Origin of the sequence: Mesorhizobium sp. 131-3-5, from assembly GCF_016756575.1 — a bacterium.
Lineage (GTDB): Bacteria > Pseudomonadota > Alphaproteobacteria > Rhizobiales > Rhizobiaceae > Mesorhizobium > Mesorhizobium jarvisii.
The window spans coordinates 2,334,609-2,357,007 of sequence record NZ_AP023254.1 but is presented as its reverse complement, the minus strand read 5'-3'; the positions used below and the strand labels follow the sequence as shown (position 1 = coordinate 2,357,007).

Genomic DNA, 22,399 nt, shown 5'->3' with positions numbered 1-22,399 from the left:
CCAGCCCGTCCCGGGCTGTCTCGGCAACCCTGAAGCCTTCAGGCGGACGCTCAACTATTATCGTCGCATCCACAATCGACGGAGACAGTCATGCGAAAACCACGCGACTTCGACGCGGAACTGAAGGCACTGGAAGAGAAGGCTCGAGAGCTCAAAACGCGAAAGCTTCAGCAACTTGGCGAGCTGGTGATCTCCACCGGCGCCGATCAGCTCAACACCGACGAACTGGCCGGCGCACTCGTCGCAATCGCTGAAACAAAAGACACCGCAAAGCGTGAGGCATGGGCCAAGCGTGGGGTGATGTTTTTCGAGAGCCGGTCCCGGCGAGTTGCTCCGGCATCTCAGCGCAACCCTCGCGGCACTCCAGCGCAACCGGGCAGCCCGCAACCGCCGGCAGGCGGCACAGGCTCGCAATGACATGCGCGCCTGGCAGGTCGAGCGGCGCAAGCGCACCAGGCATCTGATCGAACTCGGTGGCCTTGTCGTCAAGGCAGGCATTGTTGAGCTCACCAAAGATGATCGCGCTACCATCTACGGCGCACTGCTTTGGATCAGCGCCAAGCTGCAGAGCCATGAAGGTGAGCGAGCACGACGATCATGGGCTGCGAAGGGTAGGCAGGCGTTCGATGTTGAACAGCGTGAAGAGCCGACGGGACGGCAACTTAGCCGACGAAGAACCCCAGTCGATCCCCGATTGTAGAACTGTACGTTGACTGCTGTGGGGCCGACAGCTGAACGTCACAATCAATCTACGAAAGGCATGCAATAAGACCAGGCGGTTTGATCGACTTTTGATATTCCAGATAACTTTTGTCCGATCAGCCTATAAGTTTTTAGCGTGAGGGGTGATCCAGTTCGCGCCGGCAGCCGTATCGCAACAAACATGGTCAGAACCCGTTCGGCGCACGCTGATCCAAGGTAAAACAGGAAAGAGGCCTGACATGCCAAACATTGTCTTGATCGTCGGCAGTGGCCCGGATGCGGTTCGATGCAGGGAATGGCCTCGAACGACGTTTTCCTCGATTGTCGTTATCAACAACGCTTGGAGAGTGCGGTCCGACTGGGACTATTTGATTCACCCCGATGATTTTCCTGATGAACGCCTGCCGAGCGACCAACGTTCCCGAGCAGCGTCGATCGTAAAATCGGATGCCTTTGTCCCCGCCCAAAACGAATTCGGTGGTTTTGTCTATGCGGGCGGCACAATGGCCTTCACCGCTGGCTATTGGGTTCTGAAGGCCCTCCGGCCTGATTTCATAGCGTTCCTAGGCTGCGATATGATTTACCCCAACAACGCGCCGACGCATTTCTATGGCTTTGGGACAGCTGACCCGCTACGCGACGATTTGACGTTGAGGGACCTGGAAGCGAAGTCTGGAAGGCTGTTCGCCAAAGCCCTGCGTTACGGAACAGTCTGCCTAAACCTTTCGAATCTTCCTGAAAGTCGCCTTGCCATACCGCGTGTGAACCTGCGGTTTATCGAACGCCTTACTCCGCTTCGGATCAAGGCGCTCAGAGCGATGCTTGAGGGCGCCATCGATCCGATTTCCATCGAGACGGCCGACACGCTCGAGGCTGAACTCGGATATTTTGTCGAACATGGGAGGTACTGGGAACACGCGTCGGCTTTCGATGAAGCCGCGCTGGAGAAAATAGATCAACGCTGGCGTTCATCGGTAGACCGGCTACCAGCGTCGGTTCCTCCGAGCGATGGTTGCTGGGGACGCGGTCGGGCGCGCAAGGCCGATATTGTTCGACATGAGCCTCGGGTCAGTCGCGACGTCTCCTCCCATCTCGCAGAAGGCACGTAGGTCGAAGTGGCAGGCGGACGTGAGCCGCTTGGGGGAAGTGCTGCGTCATGCTGACTCGAGACGACATAACAAAGCTCATCTTGCGAACAAGCATGCATGATCGGGCGGCGTTCGATCTGCTTTACAAGCATACATGCGCGAAATTGTTCGGTGTATGCCTGCGTATTTTGGGCGACAGTGGGGAGGCCGAGGAGGCGATGCAAGACGTCTATGTAAAGATATGGTCCAAGGCAGATCGATATGCGACCTCGCAACTCAGCCCGATCTCCTGGCTTGTGGCGATTGCGCGCAATCATTCGATCGATCTTATCAGAGCGCGCCGCCCTCCAGCTGTCGACCTGGCGGCCGCGGGCGATGTAGCCGACACGACGCCGTGGGCCGAGGAATGCTGATTGAAAACGACCAGCAGGCCAGTCTTGCCCGATGCATAGACAGTCTGAGCAAGGACAAAGCCGCAGCGGTTAGGGGCGCGTATCAGGAGGGCGTCTCCTACGCAGAGCTTGCAAAGCGTCACAACGTGCCGCTCAACACAATGCGAACCTGGCTTCGGCGCAGCCTGATCCAACTACGGGCGAGCGTCGAGCAATGACGTATGTAAGACGTCTCTGGGGATGTTAACAGCGGTCTATCTCGTCTATATTCAACCCGAATTGGGGACGCTTGAAGCGATTGAGATACCGGCGCACCGCGCTGTGTTGCTGATGTGATTTTGCATCTCACTCGTTGCCTTTGCGGCATCGCGACTTCGCAAGGCACGGATGATGCGCCTGTGCTCCGCGATCGACGCTCGCATGCGAGCAGGGTCTGTGATTGGGATCGGCTGGATTTGTGTCTCGGTCAGCTTGTTACGGAGGGACTGGTAGAGATCGACGATCATTCTGTTTGGGCAGGCAGATGCAATGATTGCGTGAAATTCGAGATCAGCGTCAACGTTGGCCAACAGGTCGCCGCTTTCCCAATTGCGTTCCATCGTATCCGTTTCAGCCTCGAGAGCCTGAAACTCGATCTCTGTCAGCGTCTGCGATGACAGACCTGCGATCCGCCCCTCCAGCATGATGCGCGTTTCGAAGACATCGGCGACCGGATAGCTGTCGGCATAGCGCCAGCGCGCCATATTGCGTGAAGCCGAGGGCGTTCCCTGCGAAACAAAAGTCCCTCGCCCCGGCTCTGTCTTCAGCAAGCCCAGGGTCTCGAGCGTCAGAAGGGCTTCGCGCAATGAGGCGCGGCTGACGCCGAGACTGAGCGCGAACTCGCGCTGGGACGGCACCTTCTCACCTGACCTTAGCTCTCCACTCAGGATCATGCCCTGGATTTTCCTCGCGGCGGCGTGGGGTACTGGAACACGCGAAAGCATCGAATTTCTTCCATTCTGGGACGACAGCGCCGATCAGGCTGAACCTCTGGTCGCTTCAGAGGTAGCCGATCCTGCTGGCGGACGGAATGCCTTGCATTTTTCAGGGGCACATGATTGGTTGGTCGGACTGGTCAGACCGGTCTAACCACTTCAATCAAAAAAGTCATCAAAAAGGGGAATTCAATGAGAGTGTTTAAAGCAATTCTGATCTCGGGAGCACTTGCCTTGGGGTCCTTAACTGCCGCCATTTCGCACGCTGCGGAGATCAATGTCGGCGCCAACATCGGCAATGTTCCCTGGGAGTTCCAGGACGCCAACGGCAAGATGGTGGGCTTTGAAATCGACCTGATGACAGAGGTCGGCAAGCGGCTCGGCATGGACGTCAAGTTCACGAACATCCCGTTTGCCGGTCTGTTCGCCGCCGTTCAGTCCGGTCAGATCGACGCCGCGGTCTCATCGATCACGATCACCAAGAAGCGGCTTGAATCGGTCAGCTTCGCCCAGCCCTATTACGACAGCGACCAGTCGCTGACCGTCAAGAGCGACAGCGGCATCACGGGCCTCGCCGGCATGGCTGGCAAGACCGTCGGCGTCGATACGGGTTCGACCGGTGATATCTGGACCACCGCGCATCAGGCCGAGACGAAAATCGCCACCATCAACAAATATGAGGGCTTGCAGCCGGCGATGCTGGATCTGCAGGCGGGGCGCATCGACGGCTACATCTCGGACATTCCGGCATTGCTCTATTATTCGAAGGACAAACCGCAGTTCAAGGTCGTCGAACGCATCAAGACCACGGAGCAATACTCCGTGATGTTTGCCAAGGATGCGCCGCTGGCCGCCAAGGTCAACGACGTCATCACGGCTCTGAAGAAAGACGGCACGCTGGCAAAGATTCACGAAACCTGGTTTGGCACCAAGCCCGATGAAGGGCTTGCCACGGCGACTGTCCTGGATATGCCGAAGCTCTGATCCCGGTCATTGTGTGGAAGGAGATCGCGTTGCGGCCTCCTTCTCCCGTGACGCAGAGGCTGGGACATGTCCATTTTCGATACGTTTTTGAACTACCGCGTCTTCGTGGAGACGCTGCCGCTCATCCTGAGTGGCCTTGCCACCACGCTGACACTTGGCGTCGTCTGCATCCTGGTCGGGTTCTTTGTCGGCATTGGTCTGGCGATGCTGCGACTTTATGGGCCCTCGCCTGTGCGGTTTGTGACAGTCGCCTACATCGACGTCTTCCGCTCTATACCTGTTCTGGTGCTGCTGTTCGTCGTCTACTACGCGCTGCCCTTTGCCGGCATCCGGTTCAGTTCGTTCACCGCCGCGTCAACCTCGATCTCGATGATATCGGCCGCCTATTCCGCCGAAATCATCCGCGCCGGCATCGTCGCTATTCCGAAAGGTCAATTCGAAGCCGCACGGGCGCTTGGGCTCCACTTCTATTCGACCATGCTCAAGGTGATCTTGCCGCAAGCGATCAGGATTGTCGTGCCGCCGCTGACCTCGAACGCCATAAACGTCATGAAGGACACTGCATTGGCTTCCGTGGTGGCAATGCCGGATCTGCTCAAACAGGCAAACCAGGCGCAGGCGCTGGCAGCCAATCCGACGCCGCTGATCGTAGCAGCCGCCATCTACCTCATCATCCTGCTTCCTCTGGTCCGGCTTGTCGGCATGCTGGAGAAGCGGCTCGCCAAATCTGAACGTTGAAGACTTTCCCCAAGAGGCCATCCATGTCGCTCGATATCGAATTTGTTCGTTCCCAATTTCCGGCGCTGGAAACAGGCTGGGCGTTCTTTGATAATGCTGGCGGTTCGCAAGTATTGCGCCCGGTGGCCGAGCGAGTCGCCGAATATATGCTAACGACCAGCGTTCAGACCGGCGCCTCTTACGGGCCGTCGGTCAAAGCCAGCGAACTGCTGGCGCAGGCACGCGACCGCATCGCCACATTCGTTGGCGCGGCGCGACCCGAGGAGGTTTTCTTCGGCCCTTCCACCACCGTGCTCGTGCGCTTTCTGGCAACCGCCATGGCAAGCCAGTTGACGGCGGGCGACGAGATTATCGTGACCAATTTCGATCACGAGTCGAACATTGGTCCCTGGTTGATCCTCAAGCAGCGCGGCATCGTCTTCAGGGTTTGGGAGATTGATCCCGAAACGCTTATGCCATCCCTCGACACGCTCGACGCTCTGATGAGCGTTCGCACGCGGCTGGTCTGCGTGACCCATGCCTCCAACCTGCTCGGCTCCATCAATCCGATCCGGCAAATCGCAGATTTCGTTCATGCGCGCGGGGCTCGCATCTGCGTCGACGGTGTCGCCTACGCCCCGCATCGCACCCTCGACGTCCAGGAACTCGACGTCGACTACTACGTATTCTCTTTCTACAAGACCTACGGGCCGCATTACGCGGTCATGTATGGGCGCCATGAACTGCTGCTCGAACTCGACGGGCTTTACCATTACTTCTACGGCAAGGACAAAGTGCCCGGAAAACTTGAGCCTGGAAATCCCTGCTACGAACTTGTCTGGGGCGCCGCCGGCATTGTCGACTATCTGGAGGCACTGGGCAGAGGCAAAGGCCGTCATGCGATCGAGAGCGCATTTGACCAGATCGCGGCGCACGAGGCGGAGATCGGCGAACGCCTGCTGTCGTGGTTGCGCGTGCGCAATGGCGTCCGGATCGTTGGCGACCAGAACTCGCAGGCGGCATTTCGGGTGCCGACGATCAGCTTCACGGTCGACGGCCACGCCCCTCAGGATATCGTCGCCCGAACCGACCAGGCCAAGATCGGCGTGCGTCACGGCGATTTCCATTCGCGCCGCCTGGCCGAAGCGCTTGGACTGTCGCCCAGCGGCGTCATTCGCGTTTCCATGGTGCACTACAACACGATTGTCGAAGTCGACCGGCTGATCGATGTGCTCGACCAATCGCTGAGCTAGACGTAATGTTCCAGGGCTGAGATTGATTGCGACGTTCAGCTGTCGGCCCCACAGCAGTAAGCGTAATCGGCGACCGACTGGGGTTCTTCGTCGGCTAAGTTGCCGTCCCGTCGGCTCTTCACGCTGTTCAACATCGAACGCCTGCCTACCCTTCGCAGCCCATGATCGTTGTGCTCGCTCCGCATCTGACGCCCCCTCGCTTCGCCTCGCCGCCGTATCGCATAACCGGTACAGAAACGTTTCCACCAGCCGGCGAGCACCCGAGATCGACCACCTCGTTGCGACTTCAGCCCGGACAAGTGCCGCTTGCCGGGTCTTCAGGCAGGAAGAAGCTTCGCCGCTCGCAAGCGGTGAGGTCGCGAGGGACGGTGCGCCGGGCGAAGTCAATGAGGTCCCTGGGTGTCTGGAAGACGCGAACGATGCGGATCCTTTTTTCGCCGGAAACAATAGCAACATGGTTGCCGTCGGCGCTGAAAGCTGCGCGTGGAAAGCCCGGTAGAACGGTTGCTTCGTCCTGACTGCCAAGGACTGCAATCTGGCGCCCCGATTGTGTCGCCCATAACCGGACCGTTCGATCTTCGGTCGACGCGGTCACGACGTACAAGCCATTGGGACTGAACTCGGCGCTGTTCACTGCAGCGCTGTGGCCCCTAAGAACCTTTTCCTGCCCCCCAGCGACGCTCCAGATCCGCACGGTTCCATCGCGCGAGGCGGTCAGCAGCGATTGACCGTCGGGGCTGAAGGCGACCACTGTTACCGCGCCGGTATGTCCCTTCAGCGTTCTGACGTTTTCTCCGTCCGAGGTCGACCAAATGCGGGCCGTGTGGTCGCGCGAGCCTGTGGCGACGAGTTGACCATCTGGGCTGAAGGCGGCTGCCGTGATGCGGTCCTGATGCCCCACAAGTGCCTTAAGCTCACCCCCGCTCGTCTTCAGGAGGTGGCCCGCATTGTCTTCCTGGGCCGCGAGCATCAGATTTCCGCCAGGGTTAAGAACAGCCCGCGGCAGATTGCTGCTCGTATTGATGGCGGCCTGCTCGGTCCCGGTCGCCACGTCCCAAAGCTGCGCGGTACCGTGTATCGATGCGGATAGAAGCGATTTGCCGTCGGGACCAAATTGGATATCTATCAGTCCGCCACGTGAGCGAAACTGGGCGGTTTCGTGTCCCGTGACCACATTCCAAACACGGACCTGCCCCTCAAGAGATGCCGTCGCGACGCGCTTTCCATCCGGGCTGAACGTCGCGCTTTGAACCATCTCATGTGTATCGAGCCGGGTTGTCTCGCGCCCGCTCAAGACATTCCACAGATGCGCCGCGCTATCGCCGCCACCGGTCAGCAGGTGGACATTGTCAGGACTGAAGACCGCGAAAATCGGCTGATATTCATGTGAGAGCGTGGTCGTGAGAGCGCCGTTGATATCCCACAGCCGAGCGGTGCCATCGTGTGAAGCAGTTAGAAGGATGTTGCTGTCGATCGGGCTGAATTCCAGATGCTCTACCAAGGATTCATGACCGGCGATGGTCGTGACCAGCGAGGCGCGTTCAACGTCCCAGATGCGGATCGGGCCATTGACCGAGGCGGTCGCCAGGAAGCGGTCGTCCGGGCTGAAAGCACCGTTCATCTCCTCATCGCGTTCATCGCCACCGATATCAGTCAGCCTCAAACCCGAGACCTCCTGGCCGAGCAGGCCATGCAGTGTGCCTGACGCTCCATCCCAGATCCGGGCAGCGCCATCGAGGGATACCGTGGCGATCCGCTGACCCCCGTGACTGAAGATCACGCCGTTCAACTGTGTGTCGCTCGTGTTGCCGGCCAACTTTGCGATCTCGGTTCCCTTCGACACATCGATGAGGCTGGAAGGGCCGCCGTATGTAAGCGGGCCCCACGCGCCGGACAGTATCCGGCTCCCGTCCGGGCTGAAGGCTAGGCTGTAGGGCCAGCAGCTCACTCGAATCGACCGTGTCAGTACGCCATCCGCGGTGTTCCAGATCGAAACGACTCCCCTGTATGCGGTCGCGAAACTATGGCCGACTGAATTGAAGGCTGCACGCGTATATCCGTCGCTGCTCACACTCAGGACTTTCTTTCCGGTCCGAGCGTCCCAGAGCGTTGCATCGCTGTCCTGTCCTGCCGTCAGCACCCGGTTGCCATCCGGACTGAAGATCGCGGTTGGATAGTTGCCTACCGGCCGCAGGATGAAGAGCTGCTCTCCCGAGACGGCGTCCCAGAGACGTGCAGTACCGTCCCTCGCGGCAGTCAAGATACGGCTTCCGCTCGGGCTGAATTCAGCCCTCTCCACAACCTCTTGATGACCTTTTAAAACTGCGGTCTCGACACCGCTGGAGACTTCCCAGACCCCGGCAGTCTTGTCGTAGGATGCGGTGACGATGCGATCGCCGGTCGGATTGAATGCCGCGTCCGCGACGCCGGCGCGGTGCCGGAAGATTTTGATCTGGTGGTGCGCCAGCAGAGCCTTGTAGAGGGCGGCCTCCGCTTCAAAGAGATATGGCCGCTCGGATTGGTCCTTCGGGGACAGCGCTTCGAGCGCCAACAGGATCGCAGCCTCCGTGTTGCCTCTCGACGCGGACTGCTCCGAAAGGAAGGAGAGCGAAAGGTACTGATTGCGCAGCGCCTGGTCCCGTTGCCACCTTGCCTCCTCCTGCGCCCTGAACGCGACTAGTGCACCGGCGCCCGCCATCAGAGCGAGCGTTAGCGCCACAACGGCGGCATTGCGAGTACGTCGGGCAAGCCGGTTTGCTGCGGCGGCCGCGAGGCTCCGGCGCTCGGCTTCGCGCTCCAGGCGCTCGCGTTTTGCCTCTTCGGCGGCCGCGATCAGCGCACGCGCTGCGTGTTGGTCCTTCTCTTCTTTTTGCTGATGAGCATGCAAGGACTCCTCTATGTATTCAAGCACGGCATCGTCGACCTCCTCTCGTCTCGACAGCATCAGCTCTTCGCCCTCCGCGAGACGTTTGCCGGGCGGAAGGAGAAGCTCTCGATTCCTGTTCTCCAGGTGCCATCGGTGGGCGTCAGCCCTGAGGCGTTCGCGCGTCTCGAGGAAGTTCCGGTTGGTATTCACAATGTCACCGGCTCGCGGCCAGCGCCTTAACAGGGCTTCATGTGCAACGCGGACGAAGACATGCCCTCCTGCGTCCTCATCGCTGACGAGGAGCCTTGCGTCGATCAGGGCCCTGACGAGGGCCAAACGCGCGGCAGTGCTTGCAATTTCGGTGAACAGCGCTGGACGCGCCGTGATCGTTCCATCGCCCGGACTTGCCGTGGTTAGGGCGCGCAGCACCGCGGGTAAGACCTCCTGGATATCGGGCGCCAGCAAGTCCACGACTTCGTCGGCGCGGCGCGCTATAGCCCCTTCGAGCCCGCCGAGCGCACGATAGTGCGCAAAGGTGAGAACTCGGCGGTCGCGGCCCGCCTCGTACAACGCGTCGAGGACAAACTCGAGAAGCGGCAATGATCCGGGATCGGCAGCTGCTGCATCCTGCAGCACATCATCGAGGCGCCCCCGCTCGGCATTCTCCTCGAAACGAAGGCCGGCAACGCGCGCGGGTTCGCGGATGATCTGCCCAATCTCTGTGCCAGTCGGCGGCAGGAGTTCGTAGCTAGCGAGGCCGTCTTTGAGCGCCGAGAAACCCTGGACCTCACCGCAGCGGTGATAGAAGTCCGAACGGATCGCTGCGATCACCCAGACGAGTCCGCTGGCGGCCAGCACCGCCATGAACCGCACAAGGGCCTCACGCGTCGCCGGCTGTCTCTCTGACGTGAACAGTTCCTCCAGTTGATCGATGGCGACAAGCAATCTGATCTGCGACCGGGCCGGCCCGGCGGCCTTGAGAAGTGCCTGTCGGACCATCACCAGGGCTCGATCCGGCGTGCTTCTGCAGAGCCGAGCAAACTCAGCAGCAGTCACTTCGCAGGACAACTCCGGCACGGCAGCTTCGTGAAGCAGCGCCGCAGCCAGCACAGTGAATGCATCAGGCCCCTCGGAGAGGCGTATCAGGCAGTGGCGCCACAAGCATATGCCTGCCACGGCTCCATGCAATGTCAATGACGGCAGCAGGCCAGCGCGCAGGAGGGAAGACTTGCCGCAACCGCTCATCCCGTAAATGAGCAGGAATGCCGTGCCGCTTGCTGCCTGCTGCTCCAGTCTGGCAATGCAGGCAGCAATCGCCCGCGCCCGGCCAAAGAAGAGATCGGCGTCTTCGAATTCGAAGGCGTCGAGACCGCGAAACGGCGACCTAACCGGTTCTTCCGGGGCAAGGGCCACGCGGTAGATGCGCAAGGTGCGTGCGGAGTTCTTCAGCGCGTACTCGCCGAGATCGACGAATTCCAGCGAGAGCCGACCTTGAGCCTGGGCGTGGATCGCCTCTGTAACAATAATCCCGCCCGGCCGAGACAAGCTTTGCAGTTCAGCCGCAACCTCGACCACCTCGCCAGTGAGATGATCGCCCTCGGCCACGACATAACCCAGGTGAACGCCGCTGCGTAAGCGCAGGCGCTCCATCTCGGGAACATTGCGATTCCGGCCGTTGACCTCAAGCTGAATCTCGCTCGCGCACCGCAGCGCCTCGACAGGACCCGTGAACTCGGCGAGGACGTTCCCTTCGGGGCTCGCGAACACGCGAGCCGCATGTTGCACCAGGAGCCGATCGACGATCTCGCTGAACGCCCGGAAGGTTGCAGGAGAGATCCGCTCATCCTTGCCTGCCGGCCGGGCGTCTGGGGCCAATTCGGCTGCCAGGATGGTGGCCATTTTCGGTCCGGAATTTGAGGGAAGGACCAGCCTGTAACCGCGTCTAGGCACTGTCTGCACGACAACCTGTCGACTGTCATTGAGCGCCGCACGTATCTCGTGAATGCATTGCACCAGGCTGTCATCGGTCACGGCTATCCCATTCCAGACTGCCTTCATCAGGTCGTCTTTGGTGATGACGCGATCAGCGTTCTCCAGAAGGTGACGAAGCACCGCGAAGGTCTGGTGGCGTAGTGCGATTGTCCTGTTGGACTTGTCGCGCAACGTCTCGCTGCTCAGATCGGCAGTAACGCCGTTGAGTACGAACGTGGTGGGGCGCGAGCTACTCAAGCCGATTCCCTCAAGCACGAAGCCGCAGTCGATGCTTCGATCCTAGCACGGTTCCGCGTCGTGAAGAGCCATCATCGGCCAGACCGGGCGGGGAACGCAGATTTCGGCGAATGATCGGAAGGCATTCGTGACCTGGGAGGGGCCTAGGACCGACAATTCCCTTGTCAACGGGAGGGTCTCGCCATGGGTTACTTATTGCGGATTGCTAGGAGTATGGGTGCAAGACCGGTGCTGCGGCTAATGGGCGCCTGCCTGCTGACGCTGTTCTTCGCGGTAGCCCCGCAGGCTCACTCGACAGATCGTCCCGCGGGCGGCTTGGCCGAAGTCGATCTGCAATTGATCCTTGCCGTGGACGTATCTCCTTCAATGAGCAGTTCTGAGCAAAGGGTGCAACGCGACGGCTACGTCGAGGCCTTCCGTCACGCCGATATCGCGAGGGCGATCAAGTCTGGAGAGCGAGGCAGAATCGCAGTGCTTTATCTCGAATGGGCAGGGCCACGTCAGCAAACAGTCGTTATGCCATGGACAATTGTCGAAAGCCTCGACGACGCTCTGATGTTGGCAGACAGGCTCGCGGCGCTGCCGTTGACTGAAGGCCGTGGAACGTCTATTTCCGGCGCATTGTCGGCTGCGAATGCTTTGTTCGCGAAGAGTGGCTTAGGGAGCCCGCGCAGGGTTATTGACCTATCTGGCGACGGACCCAACAATGCCGGTCTACCGCTTCAACTCGTGCACGACGCACTCATAACTGACGGCGTTACCGTCAACGGACTGGCTATCTCACTGCGCGCTGCCGACACGCTGGACAGCTTTGGGCCGCACTTTATCGAGCTGTATTACGAGAGTTGTGTCATTGGCGGTTCTGGTGCCTTCTCTATAACGGTCGAGAACACTGCGGGCTTTGCGAGCGCCATTCGCAAGAAGCTCGTGAATGAAATTGCCGGTTTGCCCACTATCGTGCAGCCCGCGACTTATCGGAGCCGCTCACGACCGATCGTCGATTGCGACACGATCGGAGAGAGGCCTGGACGATAAAGAGTCACTAAGGATTGGAGTGATTTCACGGCTGCCAGTTCCTCATGACAACCGCGCGGGCACGACGTCAAAGAATGACAGCCCATGCTTACCATAGGCGCGCGAACCCGCTGGTGGCGCCTGCGCCGACTGACGAAGGCTCCTGGCGATTCGTCAGACTTGGACCCATACGGCGTTGACATCAGCGACGGCCTCGACCAGCGCCTTGACGCAGTCGAGGCAGCCATTGGTGACCGCGAGGGTCAGCGTCGGTTAACCCCGCGTCCGGGCGTTGGCGTCGACACCATGCGCCAGCAACAGCCTAACCATGTCGGCGGCGTTCTTCAGCACGGCAACGGCCATCGGCAGCCCGAGAACCGCCTCCTTGTGGACATCGGCACGGCGCTTGATCAGCAGTTCCGTCGCCTCGACGTGGCCACTACGCACTGCCAAGAAGAGCCGCGATGCTCCTTTCTCCAGCTCCTCGATTTCGGTGCCCTTATCCATTCGCACTTTCTGGCTACATTAGTAATGACTAATGATATGTGATGACGCCAGCGACACCAGTGGCCGTAGGGAGTGTTCCCTTTCAGACGCGCCGTTGACGGCTGGAGAGAAGCGATAACCGGCCATTTCGTGGATGTAGAGCCAACCCACTGGCGACTTTGGGGGGAAGAGGATGAGGAAGCCTAGTGCGATCCTTCCGCGTTCACACCATAGCTGCTCGAATTCATTCTGCTATTGATCCCACGAGGTGCGGCCCTATGTCGAGCCCATTAACTTGCGTGCTTAAATATAAAATGGCAGGACTAAAGTCCTGCGCCTGACAGACTAAGGTCGGGCGCGACTGTTTTGGTTCCTGTCTTGTCCATTGAACGTTCCATTACTTTAGTCAACAATAATATTGATCGATACGGCTATAGCTCCTTCAACAGCCGCGCCTCGCATACCAGGGACGCCCATCGCCTGGCTGGGCGGCCTGCCTACGTAGTGAACCGTGTCGGGTAACCTTCGGTGACGGTGTCCGAGCTGCAGGCTGACAATTAGATATAGCTAATATACTCTACCCCTTAAAAGCGAGGGGTAACATGAAACAGCCACGGGGATGGATCGCGCTGGCAGGGCTTCTCTTGGCCGGCGACGCAGATGCCCACGATTGGTATACCGGCAAAAAAGACCCGGTGTTGCAGTATGATTGCTGCGGCAACAAAGATTGCCATCCGATAGACTCTCGCGCCGTGAGGGAGACCAAAGACGGCTATTACGTCCGCCTGCCCCGCCCTGCCTATCTCAATGAGCCACAAGAGCCGGAGTGGTTTATCCCCAGGGAACGCGCCCAAGCCTCCCTTGATGACCACTACCATCTCTGTGAGCGTTTAATGACGTTCTATCGAGTGATCATTCCCCATACAAAGTTCCAAGCCTACTATAGATTCAGATGGACGTGTTTCTTCGTTCCTAAGGGCACGAGTTAAACTCGAGCTGACGCCAACCAACCGTAGGTGGCCGCACCGATCCTATTTGGGCTCGGGCACGTTGTCGGCTATCCACTGATGCAGGAAGTTGATTCCGCGCTGCTCATGTGGCGATAGGTTCGCCCTGCCGCTTAGGCTCCGGCGAGCGGCGGTCAGCGCAGCGCATGCACGATGAATTCGTAGATAGTGCTAATTTCCTCGTCGATCTCGTGACCGGGAATGCCTTGGGCTTCAGCCGCGCGTTTCGCATCCACAGCCATTTCAATGATCAGCAGTACGTGGTCACTGATCGGATCGTCGGATAAGTGGTCCGATATCCAATGGTAGACAAAATCGCTGCCTCGCGTGCTCATTCCTCACGGAAATCCTGCAACGAAGCGTGGCGGAGGTCTTCCTCGCCCCGCAGATGCTTCACACGGCCGATGATGCCGGGCTTGACCCATTGCGTCGCCGGCCGCTTCAGGCCCTTCGGGGCCGGCCCGGCATGCTCCTGGACACGCTTCCACAGCCGCTCGCGGATGGCCTGACTCGAATTGATGAAAGCCGAGCCGACATAGCGGCCGGCATTTCGATCCGCCATCAGTGCGAATGCCGGCTTGCCGGCCTCACACTCGACCCCGAGCAGTTCATATTCGTCGATGGTATATGCCTTGATCTTCAGCCAGGTCGTCGATTTCCCGCTCCGATACTTACTGTCTTTGCGCTTCGAGACCATGCCTTCAAGCCCGGCCTTGTCGACCAGTTCGAAGATCGCCTTGGCATCGCCGGGCAGCGCGTCGCTGAATTGGATGCGAAGGCCGGTCGGAATTATCGCGTAGAGCCCAGCCCGGCGGTCTTTCAGCGCCATATCGCGAAGATCGAATCCGTTGAGGTGCAACAGATCGAACGCCACGAAATAGAGGTGGTGCTGCCGGCTGGTGATCGCCTTGCGGAGTGGACGGAAGTCGGACAACCCATCTTCGTTCGTGACGATGATCTCGCCGTCGATGATGGCACTTTCGGCGCCGAGGCCCTTCGCCTCCTGCACCAGGTCGGAATATTTGGCTGTCCAGTCGTGACCATTGCGCGTGTAGATGCGCGTCCGGTCCTCATCGATGATCAACTGCGAACGGTAGCCGTCGAACTTGACTTCGTGAATCCAGGCGTCGCCCTCCGGAGGCTTCTCAACAAGGGTCGGCATTAGGGGAGCTACGAACTTCAAACGCATACACAGGACTCGCAAACCGCGATTCAATTAGCATGCGCTTAATTAGTTCCAAAAGATTTTAACGGTTAATTGACCGCGCTGTCCTAATTTGGAACAGCGCGGTCAAATCCAACCGGACTGCGCAGGCGGCTCCGACAACCCAGCACCCCCTGCCGCACCGTCGGGGCCGCCACCTAACTACGAGATAATACCAGCAATGGTTGAATCAACCGTTACCCAACGTGCTTTCCGTAGCGTTTCCCAGCCGAGAGACCTTGTTGGAGCGAGGGGATTCACAGGTTCCGGCTTTCGATCTAAGAATCTGGCCATAGACACGATCACAAGCCCTCGGAGCGCCAGGTGGCGCCCTTCCGCGCCATTGAAATAGCTTTGCCGGCAAGCTGTTCATGGGCCTTGCACTCGGCCTTGGCGTGGGCATTGGGATGCCGTTGGCCGGCTGAGCCAATTTCCGCTTTAGCTGGCGCTTGGGCACTTAGTCTCTCTTGCGACAGGACTAATTTGCGATAGGCTGTGCTTAGAGCGGTTATCATGGCCCGCTTTTAGCCGGTGCAGTTGCACGGGTTGGGGTTAAACAACTGCGCCGGCCCCGTTTTGTTCTGGGTCCTTACAACTATCCGCAATCGCCGGGTAGCTGCCCGCCGCAAAGCCCATGCTGGTTTTCACCTTACGTTCTCATCCACATGCGCTACAAGGCGCATGAGTTTATCCAGCCCTAGACGCATCGGCTGGCCTTCCGCTAGGCCAAGGCGTAGGATTCCAGTTCGAACGTCAGGGTCCTGTTTTGATCGCCATCGACGACGCGATCGTGCCATTCGCCGCAGGCTTCGACCACTTCAACGCAAGGGGAGGCGGCCCCGGCGTCGTTCAGTCGCAACTGCGCTGTGGCGATCTGGATCACGCGCTCCGGTATTCGAACGACGGTATCCTCAATGAACCGCATCGCGGGGGCGCAAGCCAGATACTCGCCTCGCACGGCCAGTTCATCGCGGATTTATGGGGTCGTGGTCGTGAACCCGCACTGCTTCTGTTCCATCTCGATCTGCTTGGTGATGCGGATGGCGTTCTGTGCGTAGGCCTCCGTCACGGTACCGCTGTTCACGGTCTTGTCCTTCAGCGGACTGACGGCTGCGCAGAGGTGGAAGACATGCTCTGTCCCGGACTTGGCGGCGCCGTTTTCCGGCGCGATCCAATAGACGATATCCTGGCCATTGGGGTGTGCCGAGTCCTTCGTCGCAGCAGCCACCGTGGTGGAGTCGGTGGCGATCGCCTGCGCCTGGGCGGCGACCTCGGGGGAACAGGCTGTGGTCGGCTGCCCCGACTTGATCTGCGAAGCGCACGCGTTCATGTCCTGCGTGTACTGCTCCACCGACGGGGGTTGGTAGCTGACCCCGATCAGCGTCGCCAGCACGGCGAGCACCGCGCCGACGCCGCCGGCAATTTTCTTGCTCTTCGGGTCCATGTTCTTGTCGTTGAGGATCAGCAGAACCAGCGGCAAGAAGGCAATAAGCGCGATGATCGCGCCGAGCTGGTTCTGGACGAAGAACCTGAATGGCTCGGATTCGCGAGCCGGGTCCTGCCTGTTGGCCGCCTTCCAAAGCAGGCTGCCGGCGATGGCAAAAATCGCGATCCCGATCAGAATGCCGATCAGTAGCGGCAGGTTGTCCTGGTCGAATTTGTGCCGGTAGAGCAAAACAATGCCGGCGATCTCGCCGCCAATGGCAACAACCCACGACAGCACTGCGAAAAGGCGAAGGCGCGTGGCACCGGACTTCTGGCCCTGCGATGCTTGCCAGTCCTTGGTAACGTCTACAGTCGGCTTATTGTCGCTCATGACTAGGTTCCCCGGTATCGACACTTTACAGGACGGCGTCAGATCGAAAGGTCAATCCGGCCGGCACAGCGTCATTGATCGAACGTGATCGTAGCCTGCCTTGGCGATGAAAGCGCCATAACAGACCATATCTCTATCCCTATTGCCATGATTGGATTCCATAGGCATATCTCCGGCCAATTTTGAGACTGAGATCCTTGTTTTGCCGGCCCAAAGGCCCGCTTCGCAGGATTGTCACGCAGTGGGTGGTGTGATCCCTTCCAGCGCAATGATCCTGGTGCTGGCGCAACGTTTTCGAATTTCGATCAGGCGGGCGTACTCCGGCGAATTGTACCAACCCATCAATGAAGCCATGTCGGGGAATTCGACGATAACCAAGCGGTGTGGCTCCCAATCACCTTCGAGAACCTTGGTCGCACCGGCACGACCCAGATATCGCCCACCATAGCGCTCCTCCGTGGCTGGAACATCCCGCCGGTATTCCTCAAACGCGGCAGCGTCTTCTATATCTACATCCGCGATAAGATGGGCGGCCATTTGCGCTCCTTCCCTCTGTCGCCGACCCCCCATTTCTTTGGCGTTGGTTCTTTTTGGGCTCACGTATATTGATAAAATGCTTTTATATTAGCAGAAGCGTATGTATTCGCCAACCGGCGCGACCGCAGGTAGTGTCTCAGTCCTAGGCTTGGCGTAGGCATTGGAATGGCGATCGCGGGCTGAACGGCAAGCAAGTTTTCATTCGCATATTAGAGACCGCTTGACGAAGCCACCAACGGCGCCAGAATCATCGCATGGCGATGGGCATCAAGGTCGGCGACGAGGTTGCGATCACAGCGATCGTGCGGAAGCGCGTGACCGAAGATCGGGTCAGCGTCTCGATCCCGCACTATGGGTTTCCACACTCGATAGTGGACCGGACATCGACTCTGAAGAAAGGCCAGCCGATAGAACTCACCGGCAATGTCCTCCCGGTCGACGAGAATACAGTTACTGTGAATCTGTCCCCGCCGGTGACGGTCGACATTGCAGCCGTGAAGCTGGTGACAAGCTATGTGCCGCCGACGAAAAGGAAGCCACTCGTCGACAAGCCGACCTGAACGGAACGTGCAGATTGCCCTTCCATTAGCCTTTGTGCATATTTGACGGGCCGGGTATCTCCATTCCCGGAAGGCCCGGTTGCCGTCCCCCTTTGTCACCCAGAGCTGTGCGGCGGCCGGGCCGTCTACAGCGGCGACCACGCCAGCACGCCCGCGAATTTGGGCGAACCACCACCGGTTGATTTCCAAGAGTTTCCTGCGACTATCGGCAGGTCCGTGCGACATGGACGCGACATGGAGGGGGTTATGGGAGGGCGATTCTCGGGCGGGTCTCCCCCGTCTGGGGGAATCAAGCGGGAAGCGGTAGATCCTAGATATAGTAAAGCAATGGCTGACCTGACGGCCATGCGCGCAAGGGGCGACGTTGACCAGAGCGACTTTGAGGCTGCTCGTGACATTTTGAGAAAGCGATATCGGGTCGCGGCTCAGTCACCCCCGCCCAAGCCGCAAGCGCAGCCAGCAGCTAGTGCGACTTCAGTCAGCGACGTGGGCCGGAACAAAAGGGTTGGTGTCACCTTGGCGATTTTGTTTGCGGTGTTTGCCGCGTCGAAGGCTTGCTCGGGGGGTGATCACGCCAGCATTGAAGCTGGAAAATGCTTCAGCGTCTGGGACGGATCGAGCAGCGATCTAGTCGCGAAGGTCAAGGACAGATTGAGAGATCCGGATTCGTTTGAGCACGTAAGGACCAAGTCAACACCAAATGCAAACGGCTGCCGGACTGTGCTCATGGAATATCGCGCAAAGAATGGGTTTGGCGGCCATAATACCGCCATCGCGGTAGGCTCTCTGAATACCGCTAACTGCACAATTGTCGATTCCAGTTTCGTCGCACAGTGACAGAGGCCCGCCACCGTGAGGCAGCGGGAGGGCGACAATATCGAGTTAGATGGAACCGGCGCGTGGCATCCGCATTAATTGCGTATGCTTGAAAAGATCGCTTTCGTAGCCCTTATGGTCCAGGTTGCAGTCTTGGCAACCCTGGTAACTAAAACCGTTTTCATGATGTCGTATGCTTCTGAGGAGACCCAACCCGCCGGGGCGGCTGTGGTCAAGGAAATAGAGTGCGCTAACGCGACGTGGCCAAACATTCCGGATCATTGCCTGGAGCGGGGCGGCGGCTCAACTAAATCCGTCAAAACGCTCGTCCTTACGGCACAAAACTAAAGGCCCGCCACGATGAGGCAGCGGGCCTTGCTTGGCGGAAAACATTTCCGCGACGTTCAATAGTAGTTGGGCTGCTCGGGCGCATCGCCGCCGTGCTGCTCACCATCAAAGAAACAGACATCGCGCGCGGTGCCGAAGTCGGCCAAGGCTAGGTTCTGGTCGGTCGCGCTGGACCAGCCAAGCGACGGCTCATGCTCGTCGCCGCTTTCCTCTCGGTCGGAGTCGTCCATTTCGCAATCGTCGTTGAGTCCGCCAGCTTGCGGGCCTCGATCCGCCCAGCCGATCGACGGCTCGTCGTCGGCCGTTTCCTCCAGATCGCAATCGGCCTCCATGAGATGCGGTAATCAGGCTCATAGCGCGGTCTAGGAGGTCGTTCAGGCGCTTCTCGACTTCCTGGCGCCATATGCGCGGGTTCATCCCCTTTGGCATTCCGTAGGGCTTCAGGGCGCGGACATGAGTGTTCATCGATCCTTCCCCTCATAGCTCTTGATGAGCAGCATGGTCGGAAAGCTGGTTGGCAGTGCGCAGCATGAGAGCGCTAGGCGAAGGCGGAAGATGCGGCAGATAGCGGGCATAGCTCCGCCAGGTGCCGGAACATGGGTGTTCGGCATCCCGCTATGGCTAATGTGTCAACGGGTTTGTACGTACTTGCCGGAATGCACGTAAACGGCTATATCGCAATGATGAAGACTGAACGTTTTGAAATGCGCGCGAATCCGGAGTTCCTGAAGCTTGTCGACGAATGGCGACGCAGCCAACCTGATTTGCCGCCGAGGGCAGAAGCAGTCCGTCGGATTGTCGAAACCGCACTCTCTTCATCTGAACCACCGACCTTGTCTGTGCTTCTCCGTGAATGGTTTACAGCGAATCCGGAGCGGCATCCTGAGTTTGGTTTCGATGGGTCAATTTCAGTCGAGCAATGTGTGGCCGCCTTGCTCAACGATAGATATCAATCGCCTGTGGTACCGGCTAAGCAAATGATTGAATTGTTTAACAATGAAGCTGATCCAATCGCCAAGCAAATCGTTGCTTTGCTCGAACGCGTTGCCCGATAATTCGCGCAGTGGAATGGCGCGGTTTTAGGTAAGAACCAGAGATTGCGTGATCGAAGCGCTGCCGGGCCTTGGAGATGGAATGCGGTTGCGCCGTCCACCGCTTTGACCTGCAACGGTTTATTCAGAATTTCTAATTTAATATTGGACCGTCAGCGCCAAAATCAGTAGGCGCCACTGTCGTGCATCTAAGGAAAAGCCCGGTTGCGCCCCCGCACTGGGCTTTTTCTCTGCTGCCCCAGCGGTTGCGGTGCAAGTGAGCCGACTTACCGCTTCTTTGGCTTCGGCCTGATCTCCTCGACGCGCGTCTTCGCGCCAACCTGAAACATCGCCTGCTCCAGCGCCAGGGCTTCAGCTTCATCCTTTGTGGTGAGGATCGTGCGCCAGTTTGGCTTGTCGAAGACGCTGACGATGTACGTTGTGCCCGACTTGTCTGCCATTGCTATTCCCATATTTCTTAAAGCCCGCACCCCCTAATCGGCGGAGGGAGCGCGGGCCGATCGGAGACCGATCTTCGGCAGGAGATGGAGGGCACCACCTGCCGCTCGGCTCAACCATTAGAGGCAGCTAATGTTCCCGGGAGCGATAATGTAACATTCTCCGAGTCGGCCGCTGTTGGGCTTTTAAGGATTTGCGTAAAATCAAAGCCGGCGGAGACGACAGAGCGCATCGTTTTTGCATGGCAGACTATACTCAATGCCCCCTTCTTTCATAGCCTGGAACTGGCCGTTCTGGACGAGGATGGTATGCACGCGCTCGTGTTCCCTTGCAGACGCGCTGTCGACGGATGGAAAGACGCCATAACCGGCCATTTAGTAGATGTGGTGCCCAATCACTGGCGACATTGGGGTGAAGAGGATAAGGAAGCCTAGTTCGGGTGAGCCCCTTCCGCGATCACACCATAACCCAAGGCTGACAAATCGGGCATATATGCTGCGCGGCGGACAAATTTTCGCCTGGCCGGCGCCTTTACCCCAACGCCCCCGCCCAACAAGGTGTCGGCCATCTTTCAAGGGAACCTCCCGACATCAGGGCCGTTTTCACGGATGGCTCTCGTTACCGGCTTCGCGTCAGCAGTGGTGGTTCTCTTTATCGTGTTGCTGCTTACGCACGCAGCCCGAGACCTGCAAAGCTCGCCGATCTATCACAGGATATGTCGCCGACTTCGCCGAGCGCTTTAGCGCTTAATTTGCTTCGGAGTGATCTCCTCGACGCGCACGTTGTCGCCGATCTCTCTCGCCCAGGCGAGTGCTTTGGCCTTATCGTTGGTCGTTAGCACTGTGCGCCAATTCGGCGCCTCGTAGACGCTCACCACGTAGGTCGTTTCCGGCTGTTCAGACATCGCTACCCCCTGGCACTCAAGACGGCGCATTTGCCTTAACGCTTATTCAATGTCCTATATTAGAATACGCTAATGCGATTCTCCATTCTGCTTTTTTGCCTCGGGGCCTTCTTCTGCTGGGATTTCGCCGCCAACAATGGCGAGTTTACCGCTAGGCTCGGCATGCGAGTTGCCAACCTGATGCAGAAGTCAGGGATTTGAAAGCTTCGAAGATATCGCGCGTACATCCGAGAGGCCGAAAGCCGGGAGAGAAAGAACCAAGGTGCAAAGGTCCTTAATTTCCCTCAGCTTGGAGGGGCTGACAATTAGCCCGCGCTAATATATTCTCATTACGAAAAGCGAGGGGTCGCCGTTCTGGGGAACCATTAGATTGCACGGGATCGCACATCGGCCCATTGGGAGCTTCGCCCTCGTGATCGCCACGGCCGCATCACTTGACGATGTCCCTGCATTTGCGCACAGCGCCGATAGTAACTGGACCTATCCACCCGCTTGCTGTCATGGCGATCTGGTGAACGGGGAGTGCGACAAAATTCCCAGCACATCTGTGACGCCACGACCTGATGGTTACGTCGTCATCTTGAAGCCTGGCGATCACCGTAGAGTCACTCACCAACAACGCTATTTCGTCCCCTATGATGTCGTAATTCCTTCCGGCGATGACAATTTCCATATCTGCCTGCACCCGACCGAGGAGCACGAAAACTGCTTCTTCGCGCCCGCAGAAGCAATGTAGCTTGAGCCCTCACTCCTTTATTCACCCGTGGTCTTGCCGTAGCCGGTCGGGCTGGTATTGGGGGTATAGACCAAGCCAACGTCGTTACCGTTGCACTTCTTGCAGCGAAGCTTAGGCCTGATGTCCCATTCCATTGCCGGCGCATCCGCGCCGAAGCGGTCGCGGAGCTTCACTAAGTCGAGCTCTTGCTTATGATGGCAGGCCGGGTTGTTGCAGAACGCCGTCACCGTCATCCTGGCGTCGATCAGTTCTTGGAACGTCCAGCCCTTTGTCATT

Annotated in this window: 25 protein-coding genes and 1 pseudogene; 13 read left to right on the top strand and 13 right to left on the bottom strand. The window is 58.7% G+C overall.

Annotated features, from left to right (window positions below; translation table 11 throughout):
• Positions 1-90: 90 nt before the first annotated feature.
• The 4 genes and pseudogenes from JG747_RS11380 (at position 91) to JG747_RS11365 (ending at position 2,400) form a co-directional block, all read left to right on the top strand.
• Positions 91-417: a conjugal transfer protein TraD gene (locus JG747_RS11380; protein WP_202361809.1), complete on the top strand. Its 327-nt coding sequence runs from the start codon at positions 91-93 to the stop codon at positions 415-417.
• 1 nt (position 418) lies between these two features.
• Entirely contained in the window at positions 419-700 is a 282-nt protein-coding gene (locus JG747_RS11375) for a conjugal transfer protein TraD (RefSeq protein WP_202361808.1), read from the top strand.
• A 241-nt stretch (positions 701-941) separates the two neighbouring features.
• Positions 942-1,811, top strand: coding sequence for a hypothetical protein (locus tag JG747_RS11370; protein WP_202361807.1), 870 nt, complete (start codon positions 942-944; stop codon positions 1,809-1,811).
• A 50-nt stretch (positions 1,812-1,861) separates the two neighbouring features.
• Positions 1,862-2,400 (top strand): annotated as a pseudogene (locus JG747_RS11365) (sigma-70 family RNA polymerase sigma factor).
• Between the two features lie 51 nt (positions 2,401-2,451).
• Here the strand turns inward: JG747_RS11365 and JG747_RS11360 are convergent.
• A complete protein-coding gene (locus JG747_RS11360) occupies positions 2,452-3,165 on the bottom strand; it encodes a FadR/GntR family transcriptional regulator (protein ID WP_202361806.1) in 714 nt (237 codons plus the stop codon).
• A 183-nt stretch (positions 3,166-3,348) separates the two neighbouring features.
• On the opposite strand from JG747_RS11360, the gene JG747_RS11355 reads away from it, so the two are divergent.
• From JG747_RS11355 to JG747_RS11345, 3 genes are all read left to right on the top strand, one after another.
• Complete coding sequence (locus tag JG747_RS11355) at positions 3,349-4,140, top strand: transporter substrate-binding domain-containing protein (RefSeq protein ID WP_064980658.1); 792 nt, start codon at positions 3,349-3,351, stop codon at positions 4,138-4,140.
• 66 nt (positions 4,141-4,206) lie between these two features.
• Complete coding sequence (locus JG747_RS11350) at positions 4,207-4,878, top strand: amino acid ABC transporter permease (RefSeq protein ID WP_064980659.1); 672 nt, start codon at positions 4,207-4,209, stop codon at positions 4,876-4,878.
• 23 nt (positions 4,879-4,901) lie between these two features.
• Entirely contained in the window at positions 4,902-6,110 is a 1,209-nt protein-coding gene (locus JG747_RS11345; RefSeq protein WP_202361805.1) for a cysteine desulfurase-like protein, read from the top strand.
• A gap of 286 nt (positions 6,111-6,396) precedes the next feature.
• Here JG747_RS11345 and JG747_RS11340 read toward each other — a convergent pair whose 3' ends face one another.
• Positions 6,397-11,205 carry an nSTAND1 domain-containing NTPase gene (locus JG747_RS11340; protein ID WP_244748372.1) on the bottom strand — a complete coding sequence of 1,603 codons (4,809 nt, stop codon included), beginning with the start codon at positions 11,203-11,205 and terminating at the stop codon, positions 6,397-6,399.
• A gap of 213 nt (positions 11,206-11,418) precedes the next feature.
• Between JG747_RS11340 and JG747_RS11330 the strand changes: the two genes are divergently transcribed.
• Complete coding sequence (locus tag JG747_RS11330) at positions 11,419-12,240, top strand: DUF1194 domain-containing protein (RefSeq protein ID WP_202361804.1); 822 nt, start codon at positions 11,419-11,421, stop codon at positions 12,238-12,240.
• A 153-nt stretch (positions 12,241-12,393) separates the two neighbouring features.
• Here JG747_RS11330 and JG747_RS37665 read toward each other — a convergent pair whose 3' ends face one another.
• A complete protein-coding gene (locus JG747_RS37665) occupies positions 12,394-12,486 on the bottom strand; it encodes a hypothetical protein (protein WP_342215571.1) in 93 nt (30 codons plus the stop codon).
• A gap of 6 nt (positions 12,487-12,492) precedes the next feature.
• A complete protein-coding gene (locus JG747_RS11325) occupies positions 12,493-12,726 on the bottom strand; it encodes an ankyrin repeat domain-containing protein (protein ID WP_244748371.1) in 234 nt (77 codons plus the stop codon).
• A 581-nt stretch (positions 12,727-13,307) separates the two neighbouring features.
• On the opposite strand from JG747_RS11325, the gene JG747_RS11320 reads away from it, so the two are divergent.
• Positions 13,308-13,694, top strand: a complete 387-nt coding sequence (locus JG747_RS11320) for a hypothetical protein (RefSeq protein ID WP_202361803.1) — start codon at positions 13,308-13,310, stop codon at positions 13,692-13,694.
• Between the two features lie 152 nt (positions 13,695-13,846).
• On the opposite strand, the gene JG747_RS11310 is transcribed toward JG747_RS11320, so the two are convergent.
• From JG747_RS11310 to JG747_RS11290, 5 genes are all read right to left on the bottom strand, one after another.
• The gene (locus tag JG747_RS11310; protein ID WP_010915370.1) at positions 13,847-14,047 is read right to left on the bottom strand and encodes a DUF768 domain-containing protein; all 201 of its coding nucleotides are present in this window, start codon (positions 14,045-14,047) and stop codon (positions 13,847-13,849) included.
• Positions 14,044-14,901: an ATP-dependent DNA ligase gene (locus JG747_RS11305; RefSeq protein WP_202361802.1), complete on the bottom strand. Its 858-nt coding sequence runs from the start codon at positions 14,899-14,901 to the stop codon at positions 14,044-14,046. The genes JG747_RS11310 and JG747_RS11305 overlap by 4 nt, the downstream gene beginning before the upstream one ends.
• A 736-nt stretch (positions 14,902-15,637) precedes the next feature.
• Positions 15,638-15,799 (bottom strand): hypothetical protein, encoded by a 162-nt coding sequence (locus JG747_RS11300; RefSeq protein ID WP_202362400.1) that lies wholly within the window; start codon positions 15,797-15,799, stop codon positions 15,638-15,640.
• 93 nt (positions 15,800-15,892) lie between these two features.
• On the bottom strand, positions 15,893-16,732 hold the full coding sequence (locus tag JG747_RS11295; RefSeq protein WP_202361801.1) for a hypothetical protein: 840 nt from the start codon (positions 16,730-16,732) through the stop codon (positions 15,893-15,895).
• 234 nt (positions 16,733-16,966) lie between these two features.
• Positions 16,967-17,269: a DUF1330 domain-containing protein gene (locus JG747_RS11290; RefSeq protein WP_064980664.1), complete on the bottom strand. Its 303-nt coding sequence runs from the start codon at positions 17,267-17,269 to the stop codon at positions 16,967-16,969.
• Between the two features lie 254 nt (positions 17,270-17,523).
• Between JG747_RS11290 and JG747_RS11285 the strand changes: the two genes are divergently transcribed.
• A complete protein-coding gene (locus tag JG747_RS11285; protein WP_202361800.1) occupies positions 17,524-17,829 on the top strand; it encodes a hypothetical protein in 306 nt (101 codons plus the stop codon).
• Between the two features lie 327 nt (positions 17,830-18,156).
• Positions 18,157-18,666: a hypothetical protein gene (locus tag JG747_RS11280; RefSeq protein ID WP_202361799.1), complete on the top strand. Its 510-nt coding sequence runs from the start codon at positions 18,157-18,159 to the stop codon at positions 18,664-18,666.
• A gap of 383 nt (positions 18,667-19,049) precedes the next feature.
• On the opposite strand, the gene JG747_RS11275 is transcribed toward JG747_RS11280, so the two are convergent.
• Positions 19,050-19,325: a hypothetical protein gene (locus JG747_RS11275; RefSeq protein ID WP_202361798.1), complete on the bottom strand. Its 276-nt coding sequence runs from the start codon at positions 19,323-19,325 to the stop codon at positions 19,050-19,052.
• Positions 19,326-19,673: 348 nt separating this feature from the next.
• On the opposite strand from JG747_RS11275, the gene JG747_RS11270 reads away from it, so the two are divergent.
• The gene (locus JG747_RS11270; protein ID WP_147377463.1) at positions 19,674-20,048 is read left to right on the top strand and encodes a hypothetical protein; all 375 of its coding nucleotides are present in this window, start codon (positions 19,674-19,676) and stop codon (positions 20,046-20,048) included.
• Positions 20,049-20,311: 263 nt separating this feature from the next.
• Here JG747_RS11270 and JG747_RS11265 read toward each other — a convergent pair whose 3' ends face one another.
• Entirely contained in the window at positions 20,312-20,485 is a 174-nt protein-coding gene (locus JG747_RS11265) for a hypothetical protein (protein ID WP_167470428.1), read from the bottom strand.
• Between the two features lie 737 nt (positions 20,486-21,222).
• Complete coding sequence (locus JG747_RS11260; RefSeq protein ID WP_202361796.1) at positions 21,223-21,387, bottom strand: hypothetical protein; 165 nt, start codon at positions 21,385-21,387, stop codon at positions 21,223-21,225.
• Positions 21,388-21,799: 412 nt separating this feature from the next.
• On the opposite strand from JG747_RS11260, the gene JG747_RS11255 reads away from it, so the two are divergent.
• Positions 21,800-22,123 carry a hypothetical protein gene (locus JG747_RS11255; protein ID WP_202361795.1) on the top strand — a complete coding sequence of 108 codons (324 nt, stop codon included), beginning with the start codon at positions 21,800-21,802 and terminating at the stop codon, positions 22,121-22,123.
• A gap of 17 nt (positions 22,124-22,140) precedes the next feature.
• On the opposite strand, the gene JG747_RS11250 is transcribed toward JG747_RS11255, so the two are convergent.
• Positions 22,141-22,398, bottom strand: coding sequence for a hypothetical protein (locus tag JG747_RS11250; RefSeq protein WP_202361794.1), 258 nt, complete (start codon positions 22,396-22,398; stop codon positions 22,141-22,143).
• Position 22,399 lies beyond the last annotated feature (1 nt).

What these genes read in the sequence shown, in the direction of transcription:
- JG747_RS11380 (WP_202361809.1), top strand. Translation starts at nt 91, where the DNA reads ATGCGAAAACCACGCGACTTCGACGCGGAACTGAAGGCACTGGAAGAG.
- JG747_RS11375 (WP_202361808.1), top strand. Translation starts at nt 419, where the DNA reads ATGCGCGCCTGGCAGGTCGAGCGGCGCAAGCGCACCAGGCATCTGATC.
- JG747_RS11370 (WP_202361807.1), top strand. Translation starts at nt 942, where the DNA reads ATGCCAAACATTGTCTTGATCGTCGGCAGTGGCCCGGATGCGGTTCGA.
- JG747_RS11360 (WP_202361806.1), bottom strand. Translation starts at nt 3,165, where the DNA reads ATGCTTTCGCGTGTTCCAGTACCCCACGCCGCCGCGAGGAAAATCCAG.
- JG747_RS11355 (WP_064980658.1), top strand. Translation starts at nt 3,349, where the DNA reads ATGAGAGTGTTTAAAGCAATTCTGATCTCGGGAGCACTTGCCTTGGGG.
- JG747_RS11350 (WP_064980659.1), top strand. Translation starts at nt 4,207, where the DNA reads ATGTCCATTTTCGATACGTTTTTGAACTACCGCGTCTTCGTGGAGACG.
- JG747_RS11345 (WP_202361805.1), top strand. Translation starts at nt 4,902, where the DNA reads ATGTCGCTCGATATCGAATTTGTTCGTTCCCAATTTCCGGCGCTGGAA.
- JG747_RS11330 (WP_202361804.1), top strand. Translation starts at nt 11,419, where the DNA reads ATGGGTGCAAGACCGGTGCTGCGGCTAATGGGCGCCTGCCTGCTGACG.
- JG747_RS11325 (WP_244748371.1), bottom strand. Translation starts at nt 12,726, where the DNA reads ATGGATAAGGGCACCGAAATCGAGGAGCTGGAGAAAGGAGCATCGCGG.
- JG747_RS11320 (WP_202361803.1), top strand. Translation starts at nt 13,308, where the DNA reads ATGAAACAGCCACGGGGATGGATCGCGCTGGCAGGGCTTCTCTTGGCC.
- JG747_RS11310 (WP_010915370.1), bottom strand. Translation starts at nt 14,047, where the DNA reads ATGAGCACGCGAGGCAGCGATTTTGTCTACCATTGGATATCGGACCAC.
- JG747_RS11305 (WP_202361802.1), bottom strand. Translation starts at nt 14,901, where the DNA reads ATGCGTTTGAAGTTCGTAGCTCCCCTAATGCCGACCCTTGTTGAGAAG.
- JG747_RS11295 (WP_202361801.1), bottom strand. Translation starts at nt 16,732, where the DNA reads ATGAGCGACAATAAGCCGACTGTAGACGTTACCAAGGACTGGCAAGCA.
- JG747_RS11290 (WP_064980664.1), bottom strand. Translation starts at nt 17,269, where the DNA reads ATGGCCGCCCATCTTATCGCGGATGTAGATATAGAAGACGCTGCCGCG.
- JG747_RS11285 (WP_202361800.1), top strand. Translation starts at nt 17,524, where the DNA reads ATGGCGATGGGCATCAAGGTCGGCGACGAGGTTGCGATCACAGCGATC.
- JG747_RS11280 (WP_202361799.1), top strand. Translation starts at nt 18,157, where the DNA reads ATGGCTGACCTGACGGCCATGCGCGCAAGGGGCGACGTTGACCAGAGC.
- JG747_RS11275 (WP_202361798.1), bottom strand. Translation starts at nt 19,325, where the DNA reads ATGGAGGCCGATTGCGATCTGGAGGAAACGGCCGACGACGAGCCGTCG.
- JG747_RS11270 (WP_147377463.1), top strand. Translation starts at nt 19,674, where the DNA reads ATGATGAAGACTGAACGTTTTGAAATGCGCGCGAATCCGGAGTTCCTG.
- JG747_RS11265 (WP_167470428.1), bottom strand. Translation starts at nt 20,485, where the DNA reads ATGGCAGACAAGTCGGGCACAACGTACATCGTCAGCGTCTTCGACAAG.
- JG747_RS11260 (WP_202361796.1), bottom strand. Translation starts at nt 21,387, where the DNA reads ATGTCTGAACAGCCGGAAACGACCTACGTGGTGAGCGTCTACGAGGCG.
- JG747_RS11250 (WP_202361794.1), bottom strand. Translation starts at nt 22,398, where the DNA reads ATGACAAAGGGCTGGACGTTCCAAGAACTGATCGACGCCAGGATGACG.